The organism is Phyllobacterium sp. SB3 (genome assembly GCF_040009165.1).
GTDB lineage: Bacteria > Pseudomonadota > Alphaproteobacteria > Rhizobiales > Rhizobiaceae > Phyllobacterium.
Genome location: NZ_JBDYKI010000004.1, coordinates 657,501 through 670,314 on the forward strand (window position 1 = coordinate 657,501; position 12,814 = coordinate 670,314).

A 12,814-nucleotide genomic window follows, 5' to 3' on the forward strand; every position below is an offset into this window, starting at 1 on the left:
GTAAAGCCGTATTGGAATAGTTTTATATATTATGGGGTACACCCCCGGCGAACTGGAGAGTGTCAGGACGAGAGTTCGCTCGACTGTGTTTCTGTTTCAGCCGCTGCACGCTTTTTCTCGACAAGACGCGCCATCCAGATGGAAACCTCGTAGAGAAGGATGGTCGGCAGTGCAAGGCCGATCTGGCTGACGGGATCAGGTGGAGTAATGACTGCGGCAACAATGAACGCGATCACGATGGCATATTTGCGCTTTGACCTGAGCCCCTCATAACCGACAAGACCGACCCGAGCGAGAAGCGTGGTAACAACCGGGAGCTGGAATACCAGACCAAAGGCAAAGATCAGCGTCATGATGAGGCTGAGATATTCAGAAACCTTGGGCAGAAGTGAAATCTGCACCTCTCCAGCGCCGCCTGTCTGCTGCATGGCAAGGAAGAACCACATGACCATTGGTGTGAAGAAGAAATAGACCAGCGCGCCACCCATCAGAAACAGGATTGGCGAGGCAATCAGGAATGGCAGGAAAGCCATGCGTTCATTCTTATAGAGGCCGGGTGCAACGAATTTGTATATCTGCGAGGCGATAACCGGAAACGCGATAACAATACCGCCGAACATGGCAATCTTCACTTGCGTGAAGAAAAACTCCTGTGGCGCGGTATAGATCAATTGCGCCTTGGCAGGATCAAATCCAGCCCAGCTCACCGCCCACTGATAGGGAATGACCAGCAGGTTGAACAACTGCTTGCCGAAGTGGAAGCAACCAAGAAATGCGACAAAGAAGGCCAACAACGCCCAAATCAGGCGGCGCCGCAGCTCAATCAAATGCTCGATCAGCGGTGCTGAACTCTTGTCAATTTCATCGTCGGTATTGCTCAAGATTTCGTCCCCGTATCGCCGGTTTTAGCACGCGGCTTGGCCGGTTTTTTGGCTGACGCTGCTGTCACCTTGGCTGGAGCCGGTTTCGCAGCGACTGGCTTTGAAGGTGCTGCTTTGGCCGGTTTCACAACAGCCTGCTTTGCCGTGCTTTGCTTGGCGGCGGCTGGCTTTGCAGGCGCAGCTTTGGCCGGTTTGGCAGCAACAGCTGATGTCTTTGCAACAGCTTTCGGCTTAGGTGTGCTTTTCGGCTTTTTCTTCGGTTCGTTGAGAAGCGGCAAGGGTTCCATCACCTGTGGCTGCATTTGGGTTGCACCCGGCGCGGAAGGATCGGGGATGGCCACATTGTCCTTGGCCGTATCGGTCGCGTCTTTGAGGGTCGAGCGGATTTCCTCGCCGATGGTTCTGACGGGATCAAAAACCTTGCGGATGTCATTGCGCGGATCGAGGCTCTTGGCATCGTTTATAATGCCGCGAACATCGTCCAGCTCAGCTTCCTTGAGAGCCTCATCAAACTGCTTGCGGAATTCTCCAGCCGTCGCGCGAAACTTCGAGGTCGCCTTGCCGAATGCGCGTAACATTTTGGGCAAATCTTTCGGACCTACAACCACAATCAAAACGACTGCGATGACCAGTATTTCCGACCAACCAACATCAAACATTCATCATGCTCCAGCCACAACGCGGCCATTCAGCCACGCGCAAGGCAAGGCCTTGGCCCCGCCGTTCAAGACTTCTTGGTCTTTTCCTTGACTGAGTTCACCGGCTGACTTGTCGTGTTGTCGATGGTCTTGGAATTGTCGGCATCGGCAGTAGCGTCGTCATCGCTCATGCCGCTTTTGAAATTCTTGATACCCTTGGCAACATCGCCCATCAGCTCAGGAATCTTGCCCCGACCGAAGAGAAGCAATACGACCGCGAGCACGATAAGCCAGTGCCAGATTGAAAAACTACCCATTTTACCCTCACATTCACCCAATTGCTTGGGTTGATCTAAGCCTTTTCCCCGTGCTTTTCAAACACAAGTCGCTTTTGTTCTTTCACATTCGCGTAAAGCCAGCGCAAGTGCGAATTAGCCTTGCAGCTACGAATTCTGCCTGAAGAGACTATCCGCCGCAAATGTGGCGAGAAATAATGTCACTCCTGCTCAACCTTGGGCGTTAAAAGCCCCAACTCTTCCAGATCGATATCCGTCAACGGATCTTCATCTTCTGTAAGCTCGTCCGGATCATTGAACGGAACCGGAACAGCGAAATTCGATGGCATGCGCGCAGAAAGAAGACCCGCGCCGCGCAATTCATCGATACCCGGCAAATCTCGGACTTCCTGCAAACCAAAGTGATCAAGGAATGAAGCTGTCGTTCCATAAGTGATTGGCCGTCCGGGTGTGCGGCGGCGACCACGAAATTTGATCCAGCCCGTTTCCATAAGCACATCCAGCGTGCCCTTGGACGTTTCGACACCACGAATATCCTCAAGCTCGGCACGTGTTACCGGCTGATGGTAGGCAATAACAGCCAGCACTTCGAGCGCTGCGCGCGACAACTTTTTCAGTTGCACCGCTTCGCGGTTCATCAGGAAAGCAAGGTCCGCAGCAGTGCGAAATGCCCATGCGCCGCCAACCTGCCGCAAATTGATACCGCGATTGGCATAGATTTCCTGCAACTCGCCAAGCAGCGCGGCAATATCAACACCCGATGGCAATCGTTCCTTGAGCGCTTTTTCTGTCACAGGATGCGCCGACGCAAAAAGAATCGCTTCAACCATCCGCAACGCATCCGAAGCTTTTACAGCAGCGTTCCAGCTTTCTTCTTCGCCTTCCATTTCCGGTCGGATATCGTCATTTGCAGGATCAGCCATTGACCACGTCCTTCATTGGCTCATCCGGCCTGTTGCGAAGGTAAATCGGCGTGAATGCGCCAGTCTGGCGAATTTCCAGATGCCCTTCCCTAACCATCTCAAGGCTCGCAGCAAAAGAGCTTGCCATAGCCGACGCGCGTTCCGCAGGTGTTGCGATGAACTCCAGCAAATACTGATCCAATGCGGTCCAGTCTTGCATTTCACCGACAAGACGCATCAAAATTGTTCGTGCATCCTTGAGCGACCAGACGGAACGGCGTGCAATCTGTACGTGCGACGTTGCCCGTTTCTGCCGCTGTGCCGCGTAGGCGGTCAGCAATTCATAGAGCGTCGCTGCATAAGCGTTCGTCTGATCGACAATGACTGCCTCCGGCATGCCGCGGGCGAAGACATCACGGCCCAGACGATTGCGGTTGACCAGCTTCATGGCCGCATCGCGCATCGCTTCCAGCCTCTTGAGCCGGAATTGCAGCGTGGCAGCCAGCTCTTCGCCGCTCTCGCTGTCGTCACCGGGAGCCTTCGGGATCAGCAGCTTGGATTTCAGATATGTCAGCCAGGCCGCCATCACCAGATAATCAGCCGCCAGCTCAAGCCGCAGTGCCTGTGCCTGCCGGATGAAAACGAGATACTGATCTACCAGCGAAACGACTGATATCCGCGCGAGATCCACCCGCTGGTTACGCGCAAGATGAAGCAGAAGGTCAAGCGGACCTTCAAATCCCTGAATGTCGATGACAAGCGAGGGTTCGCTGGCAGCACGATCAACCTGGCTTTCCCAAAGCGCCTCCATCGGAGCCGCTTTACTGCCATTCGTGTTTTTCTCGGTAACTGCCAAACTTCTCTCTCTTCCTTGCTGTCAGCGTCTACGCGACCATTTCGAACATGCTGCGGAACTCATCCCTAAGCTCTTCTTCCACGGAATCATCAGGCTTGCGCTTGGATTGAATAGCCTTTGCCGCCCGCTCCAATGCCTTGCCTTCAAGCTCAGGAGTGCACGAGGCAACAGCCGTCATTTGCTCCATAATCCCGTGACAATGAAGCACCATATCCAATCCCGCCGCAAAGATTGCTTTGGTCCGATCGAAGTAATCCCCAGAAAGTGCGTTCATGGAGACGTCATCGCTCATCAAAAGCCCGTCAAAGCCTATATAGTCGCGGATAATCTCCTCAACCACCTTTCCAGAAGTCGTAGCGGGATATTTGGGATCTACCGCCGAAAAGATCACGTGAGCGCTCATGGCCATAGGCAGGTGCGAGAGTGTCTTGAATGGCGCGAAATCATGCTCCGCCAATTCGTCCAGCCCGGTCGTTACTGTCGGCAGCTCATGATGCGTATCGGCAAATGCCCTGCCATGGCCGGGAATGTGCTTCATCACCGGCAGCATCCCACCGGCCAACAGACCTTCAGCAGCCGCACGCCCCATGGCCGTCACGATTTCCGGATGTTTGCCGTAAGCGCGTGTCCCTATAACGTCGTTGGCGCCCTCAACCGGCACGTCCAGCACCGGCAGGCAATCCACATCTATGCCGAGCTTTAAAAGATCGAAAGCGTGGAGCCGCGACAAAAGCCAAGCTGCGCGCAAGCCCTTTTCTTCGTTTTCACGGTATAGAGCGGCAAGGGCCGATCCTGACGGATAGTCAGGTGCAAGCGGAGGGCGTAGTCGTTGCACACGACCGCCTTCCTGATCAATGAGAACGGGTGCATCCTCGCGACCGACCAGATCCCGCAAATGCGCGCACAAATCCTCGATCTGCGCTGCCTCGCTGACATTGCGTGCAAACAGAATAAAACCCCAAGGACGTTCATCGCGAAAGAATGCGATTTCATCCGGGGTCAGTTTCAGGCCGGTTGCACCGGCAATCCATGCTTTTGATTCGCTCATGGCTTGAGTCTACTGCGTAGACGCCCAAAAAGAAAAGGCGGCCAGAGGCCGCCTTTTCTCTTAATTTGCCTGTTTTTACTGCGTAACAAAGCAGCTACCACCAGCGGACTTGTACTTGGAGCACAGGTTCACCGCGTCACTCTTGGAGCCGGCCGGGATACGTACACGATAGAATGTGCCTTTACCCGCAATCTCTGCCTGCTTGATATCGACGCCACGTCCGCCAATCACCCCGGCATGCTTCTGTGAAAGCGATGCGTAGGTTTTCTGCGCACCTTCAACGCTAGGCTGCGAGGCAACCTGTATGAAATAGCTGCCCGCAGCAGGTGCAGCCGAAGCCACTTGTTGTGCGGGAGCATTTCTGGCCGGCACGCGGTCTACGATATCCAGAGGCTGTTCAGCCGGACGGGATTCCACCACAGGAACATTCCTTGGTGCCGAGGCGACCGTTTCCTGTGTGATCTTCTTTGTTTCCACCGGCTTGGCAGCAACCGCAGCCTTTGGAGCAACAGGCGCTGCGGCAGCTGGCTTGACCGGTGCAAGTGCGGGCTCAGGCTCAACTGGCTCGGCTCCTGCAAGTGCTCCCACCGGATCGGCAGCGGAGGATGGCGCAGTTGCGCTAACACCTGCTGGGCGTTCTACAGGCGCAGCAGCTTCACCAGTACCTGCAGGCGGTGCATCAGGCGTGATGGAAGCTACCATCGTGCCGTCAGGCTTGACGACCATCGTCTGGACCTTACGCGGCGCCAGTGCACCATTGCGTTCCGGAGCTGGCTCGTTTACCGCCAAATCCTGTTCGGCAGGATCAACGCGGGCATCAACCTTGTCAGCAATAGGAACTTCATCATCCTCATCGGCAGCCAAGTCGACCGGATCTTCACGGGTTGTCACAAGCTGTTCCTGCTTGGGAGTAACCGGCGCAGTCGTGGCACCCTTATCGAAAACAGCCTTGTCCTGATTTGGAACGACGGCGTTTGCCGTCTTTTCAGGCTGAATCTTTATCGGGGTCTTGTCGGCCATGATTACAACCGGCTCACCTCCTGTTGAACCTGTCCACTTGTAAGCCATCGCACCGGCCACAGCGACAAGAACGACTGCAGCGGCTACGCCTGGAACAAACAGGGGGCTACGGCGCGGCTTGTTTTCATTCTGCGCATAAGTCCCCGCAGCGATGTCGACATCATCCTGACGCGGATCGTAACCGAAGTCAGTATCGTCCTCCGGACCATGCTGATATCGAGGTGCCGATTCCCGGGCCTGCGAGGCAATCCCGGCAGCACCAGCTGCGGCAACGCCAGCAGCCGCATAACCGGCCTGATTGTAACGCCCCTGCTCAGCCTCATTGCCAAATACATCGGCAAAAATGTCAGCATATTCGTCCTTGGCAGCTTCCGGCTTTGCCGGTTCTTCGACGGCTGCAAAATCATTATGCTGCGTGCTGTCTGAGTTGATTGAACCGAATACTTCGGCAAACTCGCTCTCAAGCTCGCTTAGACCGCTATGTTGCGGAGCATCATCTTCGTAATTGACCGTCGGAAGATCGAGCGACTCTGTATAGTCGACCCGGTTTTCGGTAACGGCGATGGTATCAACATCCGGCGCTTGAACCGACTTTGCAGCACGATCAAGTTCGTCTGCATAATCGCTCAGAGCATGGACTTCCGGAAGCTTTGGTGCGCCAGCTATCGAGGCTGCAACAGGAACGGCAATCTGCTCGCGAACTGGTTCCGGCGCTTCATCGGCATCCAACGGCATTTCGAAATCATCAAGCGCTGCAATGAGTTCCTGATCATCAAAAGCGTCCTCAATCTCAATATCAAGGTCTTCCGGTTCAGCATATGGCGCCTGCGGCTCTTGCGAAACCTCGGGCGCGGCATAGGAAACAGGCTCAGGCACTTCCACAGCAGGCTGCTGATAGGCAACAGGAGCCGGCGCCTCATAAGCTGCCTGAACGGGTTCTGGTGCTGCGGCTGGCTGTTGGTACGCCGTTGCGCGGCTTATAACCGGTGCAGGCTCTGTGCGGCCAGCGACGTTGGATCGCGAACCATATCCCCATGAAGCATTCGCCGATCGCTGGATAACTGGTCTTGCGGAACCCGCAAGCAATGTTTCCAGTTCGTCCTCAAGGCTCATCGCAGGAGCAGCAGCTACCGGCGCGGCGGGTTCAACAGGAGCAGGAGCTTGCGCGTAACTGTCTACACCCTCGCCCGCTTCGCTATCGGCATAAACCGCTTCCGGCTCGTAATCGGCGTAGTCAGGTTCTTCATACGCTGCGACAGGCTGTGCAGGAACATCATAGGGCTGCTCGGGCTGGCTTGCAGAAAGCTCGCGCTCGATTGACTCCTGAAAGTCACGTGCAGCAGTGTCTTCGTCCTGCTGATCGCTAGCTGTTTCAGCCGAAGCGGACTGTGAGGTGACCTCTTCATCGAAGCCTCCCATCAGTTCGCGTTCAAGATCCAAAGCAAAATCATCGTTGGATCCGGAAACTGACTCGTCCTGCTCGGGCGTTCCCATAATACGGGACAGCTCCATCAAAGGGTCGTCATTACCGAGTCGCGAATCATCCTGCCGGTTAGAACGCTGAAGATAGTTTTCCGCCATGGCGTTAATCCTGTACTCTCAACTGTGGGACGTTCGAAAACGTCACGCATTGGCCATACCAGCGCAATGTGGGCAAAAGTTGACAGGATTTCTACGCTTTTCAGCGCATTTCAGTCGGGGCGTCCGCACCTATAATTGACAAACCGGACGCCAAAACCTTCGAAACAACCTGAACCAGCCCTAGCCTGGCTTGAGACAAGTTTGGATCGTTAACCTTAATAAAACGTAAGTCCGGGTTTTCCGTTCCTTTATTCCATTGTCCATGCAGCGAACTTGCAAGGTCATAAAGATAAAAAGCGACCCTGTGCGGCTCCTGATGCAGCGCTGCAGTTTCAATCAAACGCGGGTATTCTGCAAGCTTTCTGATAAGGGCGATTTCGCTCTCATCAGTCAGCAAATTGAAATGCTTCGCGCTGGCGGCCAGATCGATTTCACCGATACCAAGTTGCTCTATCGCCTGCCGGAATACCGAATGGCACCGCGCCGAAGCATACTGAACGTAGAAAACCGGGTTATCCTTCGAATGCTCGGTAACCTTGGCAAAGTCGAAATCGAGTGGGGCATCGTTCTTCCGGTAAAGCATCATGAACCGGACAGGATCGCGGCCGACCTCCTCAACCACATCCCGCAACGTCACAAATTCACCGGACCGCTTCGACATCCGCACCGGTTCGCCATTGCGGTAAAGCTTGACCAACTGGCAAATCAGCACCGTCAGCTTTGCAGTACCGCCTGAAACCGCCCGTGCAAGTGATTCCAGCCGCTTGACGTAACCACCGTGATCCGCGCCGAGCACATAGATCATCTCGTCGAAGTGCCGGTCATACTTGTCTTTGAAGTATGCAACATCAGCAGCAAAATATGTGAACTGACCGTCGGACTTCACCAATGGCCGGTCGATATCATCGCCGACGTCCGTTGACCTGAACAGCGTCTGCTCCCGATCTTCCCAATCTTCCGGCAACTGGCCTTTGGGCGGAGGAAGCTTGCCTTTGTACACATGCCCCTTCAGCGTCAGGTCATTGATAGCCGACCGGATGAGTTTCGCATTGTTGGCGTGCAGCGTCCGCTCGGAGAAGAAAATGTCGTGATGAACGTTGAGAGAAGCCAAATCATCACGGATCATCGCCATCATGGCGTCAATAGTCCGGTCCTTGACGATCGCAAGGCTTTCTTCCTCCGGCATTTCCAGCAGCTTCGTGCCGTAATCAGCAGCAAGTGCCTTCCCTACTGGAATGAGATAATCCCCCGGATACAAGCCAGCCGGAATTTCACCAATCTGTTCACCCAAGGCTTCGCGATACCGGAGTATCACCGACTGCGCCACCACATCGATCTGGGCACCCGCATCGTTGATGTAATATTCCTTGCCGACATCATAGCCTGCAAAAGACAGAAGATTGGCAAGCGCATCGCCAACCACCGCACCCCTGCAATGCCCCACATGCATCGGACCAGTGGGGTTTGCCGAAACATATTCGACATTTACCCTGTGACCATAGCCGAGCTTTGACCGGCCATAATCCAGCCCTGCATCAAGCATGGTCGCAAGCTGTTGCTGCCAATAGCTATCCTTCAACCGCAGATTGATAAAACCCGGACCCGCAACGTCAACGGAGCCGACATCAGGATCGTTCTTCAGCGCGTCGCCGATTTTAACGGCAAGTTCGCGTGGGTTTTGGCCGACAGCCTTTGACAGGACCATCGCGGCATTGGTCGCGATATCGCCATGAGTTGCATCGCGAGGCGGCTCGACGCCAACGCGGGAGAGATCGACTGCTGCACCATCAGTTGTTTTTAAATCAAGCGCTTGCAGGGCGTTCTTAATCCGCGCATCGAAGTCAGCGAAGATGTTCATGACGTAATTCTCATTCGAAGGTTGTAGAAAAAATCGACGGCCATCAGCCGAACTGCGTTCGAGATTGTTTGAAATTCAACCTGATGAGATCAGCTGGTGTGGTTTTCGAGAACCGGCGCGCAGCGTACGTTTGGTACGTGAGCACCGGAAGCGTGGAAAATCGCATCAGATGTCCATCAGGGTGGATTTACAAGGCGTCTCTAGGACAATTCGGGCGTGTGGTCAAACAACCTGCGATGCTCGCGCACAGCATAAGTATCCGTCATACCGCTCAGAAAATCCGCTACAAGACGGGCCTTGGCAGGTAAATCGCCCTGATTTTGCTCATCCCTCCAGCCTTCTGGCATGGCGTCTGCATCGTTCAGATAGGCATCAAAAAGATCTCTCACAATCTCGTCAGCCGATTTGCGCACTTTCAAAACGTTCTCGTGAAAATAGAGGTTCTTGTAAAGGAACGACTTCAGAGCTTTTTCCTGCAATCGCATGGGCCCGGAGAACGCAACAATGCTTTTTCCTGCATTGCGTATGTCTTCAATCGTTTCAGGCTGGAGACTATCAAGACTGGCTTGCGATTGGCGTATGACATCCTCAACCATGATGGTTATCTGCCGCCTGACGATCTCATGAGCAGTGCGGACGTCATCAAGCTTTGGATATTTCTGCCTTACGGCACGCAGGATATCGCCAGTAATGGCCATGCCCTCCAGGGCATCCAATGACAAAAGACCTGATCGAAGCCCGTCATCAATATCGTGTGCATTATAGGCAATATCGTCAGCGATGGCGGCGCACTGCGCTTCCAGTGAGGCATATCGCGACAGTTCGAGATCATACTGCGCGTTATACTCCAGGATTGCCGCTGGTATGGGATGACCAATTCCCTGCCCTTGAGCATCCATCAACGGCCCATTGTGCTTGACCAGTCCTTCCAGCGTTTCCCACGTGAGGTTCAGGCCATCGAACTCCGCATAGCGTTTTTCAAGACTGGTAACGATACGCAGCGACTGTGCATTATGATCGAAGCCGCCAAAATTGCGCATCTTCTCGTCTAGTGCATCTTCGCCCGTATGACCAAAGGGCGTGTGACCGAAATCATGAACCAGTGCGATTGCCTCGGCGAGGTCTTCGTCAAGCCGCATGGATCGCGCCAAAGCACGGGCAATCTGCGCCACTTCGATCGTATGCGTCAGTCTTGTGCGGTAATGATCCCCCTCGTGTGCAATGAAAACCTGTGTCTTGTGCTTCAGGCGACGAAAAGCTGTCGAGTGGATAATCCTGTCCCGGTCGCGTTGGAATACAGTACGCGTTGGACTTTCACTTTCCGGTACAAGTCGCCCGCGACTATGTTGCGGATCACAGGCATAGGACGCCCGCTCCCTGTAACCAAACCCCACACCCTGCATCGACATTTGACTTTCCTAAATTACACCAATTGCATTAACGCCATGCGTCCTTCGACAAGCTCAGGATGAGGGAAGTAGTGTCTGGCAAGGATAACCGTCACCCTTGCCTTTCACTTGCTGCAACCAAACCCCTCCCTCATCCTGAGCTTGTCGAACGACGCAGGAGGCTTCTGCCATCCAATAATACGCATGACGTTGACTTCGCGGTCGCCAATTCTTAGCTATGGTGTATGATGGATGGCAAGGCGTGACATGATAATGTCTTACCCTGTGAAGCCGGGCGGAAACTTCCGCGAAGGAATATGAAGAATGACCGAAGTTGTAAATGTTTCTGTCTCCGATGCTGCTGCGAAGCGCATTTCGGCAATTTTGAAGTCTGATCCCGATAAAACGGCCCTGCGTATCTCTGTCGAGGGCGGCGGCTGTTCAGGTTTCTCCTATAAGTACGATCTTGTCGATGCGCAGGATGCAGATGACATTGTGATCGAAAAACTGGGCGCAAAGGTTTTGATCGATTCAATCTCCCTGCCCTATATTGGCGGTTCTGAAATCGATTTCGTTGACGATCTGATGGGACAATCCTTCCAGATCCGCAACCCGAACGCTACGTCCTCGTGCGGTTGCGGAACCAGCTTTTCCGTTTGAGCTTTCGACATTATCTCAAGGTTTCAAAGGGCTGTCTCGCGACAGCCCTTTTTGTTTCAGGCATCTGCGCCCTTTGCCGCCTCCCGCAAATCATCCGCACTGCCTGATGCGCCATTGAAATACCAATTGAGCAGGACCGACGAAACGGAGGCCAGAAGAATACCGGATTCGATCAATGGGTGAATTGCGTGCGGCATCCACATTTTGAAATCCGGAGCAACCAAGGGGATCATCCCCAAACCGAGTGAAACGGCCACAATGAAAAGATTGTTGCGGCTCGACTGAAAATCCACCTTCGACAAAATGCGTATGCCCGTTGCTGCGACCATGCCGAACATGACCAGCCCTGCACCGCCGAGCACGAACTGCGGCAGCGATTCCACGAGAGCACCCATTTTCGGAACCAGCCCGAGTATCAGCAGTATGAACCCGGCAGCAACACAGACAAAACGGCTCTTCACGCCGGTTACACCTACCAGCCCTACATTCTGCGAGAAGCTGGTATAGGGAAATGTATTGAATATCCCGCCAATAATTGTTCCCAAGCCATCTGTCCGGAGTCCGGCCGACAACATTGGCCGCGTTATCTTTCTTCCTGTCAGATCGCCGAGCGCCAGAAACATCCCTGTTGATTCGATCATCACCACGATCATGACGAGGCTCATCGTAATGATGAGCACAGGATCGAACAGCGGCATGCCGAAATGAAATGGCGTGATGATCGCGAACCAGCTGGCAGAAGCTACCTTCTCAAAACCCATCATGCCAAAGCCCGTCGCAGCAATCGCCCCTATGACGATCCCCAGAAGCACAGCAATGTTGGAAATAAACCCTTTGCCGAAACGCGCGATGAGCAGGATCGAGACAAGTACTAATGCGGATATTCCGATGTTCGACAGCGGCGCATAGGCAGGATTTTGCAGTGACGGCGCCAGTGCCAGTTTATCCGGCGTTGCCGGCAAAAGAGAACCCGGCGCCGCAGCAAGGTCTGTGACCGCCTTCAGCCAAGCCACATGTTCGGGTGAGACGATCTTGGGAGCGGTCGGGCCAAATGGGTTGCCGAAAACCCAGTTGATACCGACCCGCATCAGCGAAACGCCAATAACGAGAATGATTGTGCCGGTAACCACAGGCGGAAAGAAGCGCAGCAGGCGGCTCATGAGCGGCGCCAGCAGCATTGCCACGATACCTGCCCCGATAATCACGCCAAAAATCAAACGCGCTCCATCAGGTCCCGTATTGGCATTTGCCATGGCAACCATAGGCCCAACGGCCGCAAATGTGACGCCCATCATAACCGGCAGTTTGATACCAAACCATTGCGTAGCACCGAGCGACTGGATGATCGTCACAATGCCGCAAACGAAAAGATCAGCGGAAATCAGAAAGGCAACGTCCGCTGGCGCAAGTTGCAGTGCGCGGCCAACGATTAAAGGCACCGCAATCGCCCCGGCATACATGACAAGAACGTGTTGTATTCCCAAGGCTGCAAGGCGGGGTGCGGGCAATCCCGCATCAACGTCATGAATGTGTGAAGGACTGCTCATAAATACCCCCAGTGGCTTGACCGGCTGATGACCGGACGAGTATCGTTTTCCCCATGATCGAGAATGACCTATATTGGTCGCCACGCAATCGAAAACTCAGCAAAGCCCAGTGTTTCCAATGAAAAAAGCCGAGCGTTTC

The 12,814-nt window shown here is 54.2% G+C and carries 11 protein-coding genes; 1 reads left to right on the plus strand and 10 read right to left on the minus strand.

The window, feature by feature from the left end; genetic code table 11:
- Positions 1–62: 62 nt before the first annotated feature.
- From tatC to ABKW30_RS18630, 9 genes are all read right to left on the minus strand, one after another.
- Complete coding sequence (gene tatC, locus ABKW30_RS18590; protein WP_348600384.1) at positions 63–881, minus strand: twin-arginine translocase subunit TatC; 819 nt, start codon at positions 879–881, stop codon at positions 63–65.
- A complete protein-coding gene (gene tatB, locus ABKW30_RS18595; RefSeq protein ID WP_348600385.1) occupies positions 878–1,540 on the minus strand; it encodes a Sec-independent protein translocase protein TatB in 663 nt (220 codons plus the stop codon). The genes tatC and tatB overlap by 4 nt, the downstream gene beginning before the upstream one ends.
- Positions 1,541–1,605: 65 nt before the next feature.
- Positions 1,606–1,836 carry a twin-arginine translocase TatA/TatE family subunit gene (locus ABKW30_RS18600; RefSeq protein ID WP_348600386.1) on the minus strand — a complete coding sequence of 77 codons (231 nt, stop codon included), beginning with the start codon at positions 1,834–1,836 and terminating at the stop codon, positions 1,606–1,608.
- 179 nt (positions 1,837–2,015) lie between these two features.
- The gene (gene scpB / locus ABKW30_RS18605; RefSeq protein ID WP_348600387.1) at positions 2,016–2,738 is read right to left on the minus strand and encodes an SMC-Scp complex subunit ScpB; all 723 of its coding nucleotides are present in this window, start codon (positions 2,736–2,738) and stop codon (positions 2,016–2,018) included.
- Positions 2,731–3,573 carry a ScpA family protein gene (locus tag ABKW30_RS18610; protein ID WP_348600388.1) on the minus strand — a complete coding sequence of 281 codons (843 nt, stop codon included), beginning with the start codon at positions 3,571–3,573 and terminating at the stop codon, positions 2,731–2,733. Before ABKW30_RS18610 ends, scpB begins: the two co-directional genes overlap by 8 nt.
- Positions 3,574–3,601: 28 nt before the next feature.
- Positions 3,602–4,621 (minus strand): beta-N-acetylhexosaminidase, encoded by a 1,020-nt coding sequence (gene nagZ, locus ABKW30_RS18615; RefSeq protein WP_348600389.1) that lies wholly within the window; start codon positions 4,619–4,621, stop codon positions 3,602–3,604.
- Between the two features lie 75 nt (positions 4,622–4,696).
- A complete protein-coding gene (locus ABKW30_RS18620; protein WP_348600390.1) occupies positions 4,697–7,222 on the minus strand; it encodes an SPOR domain-containing protein in 2,526 nt (841 codons plus the stop codon).
- Positions 7,223–7,322: 100 nt separating this feature from the next.
- The gene (argS, locus tag ABKW30_RS18625) at positions 7,323–9,080 is read right to left on the minus strand and encodes an arginine--tRNA ligase (protein ID WP_348600391.1); all 1,758 of its coding nucleotides are present in this window, start codon (positions 9,078–9,080) and stop codon (positions 7,323–7,325) included.
- Positions 9,081–9,280: 200 nt separating this feature from the next.
- Entirely contained in the window at positions 9,281–10,489 is a 1,209-nt protein-coding gene (locus ABKW30_RS18630; RefSeq protein ID WP_348600392.1) for a deoxyguanosinetriphosphate triphosphohydrolase, read from the minus strand.
- A gap of 303 nt (positions 10,490–10,792) precedes the next feature.
- Between ABKW30_RS18630 and erpA the strand changes: the two genes are divergently transcribed.
- Positions 10,793–11,128 carry an iron-sulfur cluster insertion protein ErpA gene (gene erpA, locus ABKW30_RS18635; protein ID WP_115052915.1) on the plus strand — a complete coding sequence of 112 codons (336 nt, stop codon included), beginning with the start codon at positions 10,793–10,795 and terminating at the stop codon, positions 11,126–11,128.
- Positions 11,129–11,184: 56 nt separating this feature from the next.
- Here erpA and ABKW30_RS18640 read toward each other — a convergent pair whose 3' ends face one another.
- Positions 11,185–12,675, minus strand: coding sequence for a nucleobase:cation symporter-2 family protein (locus ABKW30_RS18640; RefSeq protein WP_348600393.1), 1,491 nt, complete (start codon positions 12,673–12,675; stop codon positions 11,185–11,187).
- Positions 12,676–12,814: the final 139 nt, after the last annotated feature.

Coding starts and splice junctions, on each gene's coding strand:
- tatB (WP_348600385.1), bottom strand. CDS start 1,540: ATGTTTGATGTTGGTTGGTCGGAAATACTGGTCATCGCAGTCGTTTTG.
- ABKW30_RS18600 (WP_348600386.1), bottom strand. CDS start 1,836: ATGGGTAGTTTTTCAATCTGGCACTGGCTTATCGTGCTCGCGGTCGTA.
- argS (WP_348600391.1), bottom strand. CDS start 9,080: ATGAACATCTTCGCTGACTTCGATGCGCGGATTAAGAACGCCCTGCAA.
- scpB (WP_348600387.1), bottom strand. CDS start 2,738: ATGGCTGATCCTGCAAATGACGATATCCGACCGGAAATGGAAGGCGAA.
- erpA (WP_115052915.1), top strand. CDS start 10,793: ATGACCGAAGTTGTAAATGTTTCTGTCTCCGATGCTGCTGCGAAGCGC.
- ABKW30_RS18640 (WP_348600393.1), bottom strand. CDS start 12,675: ATGAGCAGTCCTTCACACATTCATGACGTTGATGCGGGATTGCCCGCA.
- nagZ (WP_348600389.1), bottom strand. CDS start 4,621: ATGAGCGAATCAAAAGCATGGATTGCCGGTGCAACCGGCCTGAAACTG.
- ABKW30_RS18630 (WP_348600392.1), bottom strand. CDS start 10,489: ATGTCGATGCAGGGTGTGGGGTTTGGTTACAGGGAGCGGGCGTCCTAT.
- ABKW30_RS18620 (WP_348600390.1), bottom strand. CDS start 7,222: ATGGCGGAAAACTATCTTCAGCGTTCTAACCGGCAGGATGATTCGCGA.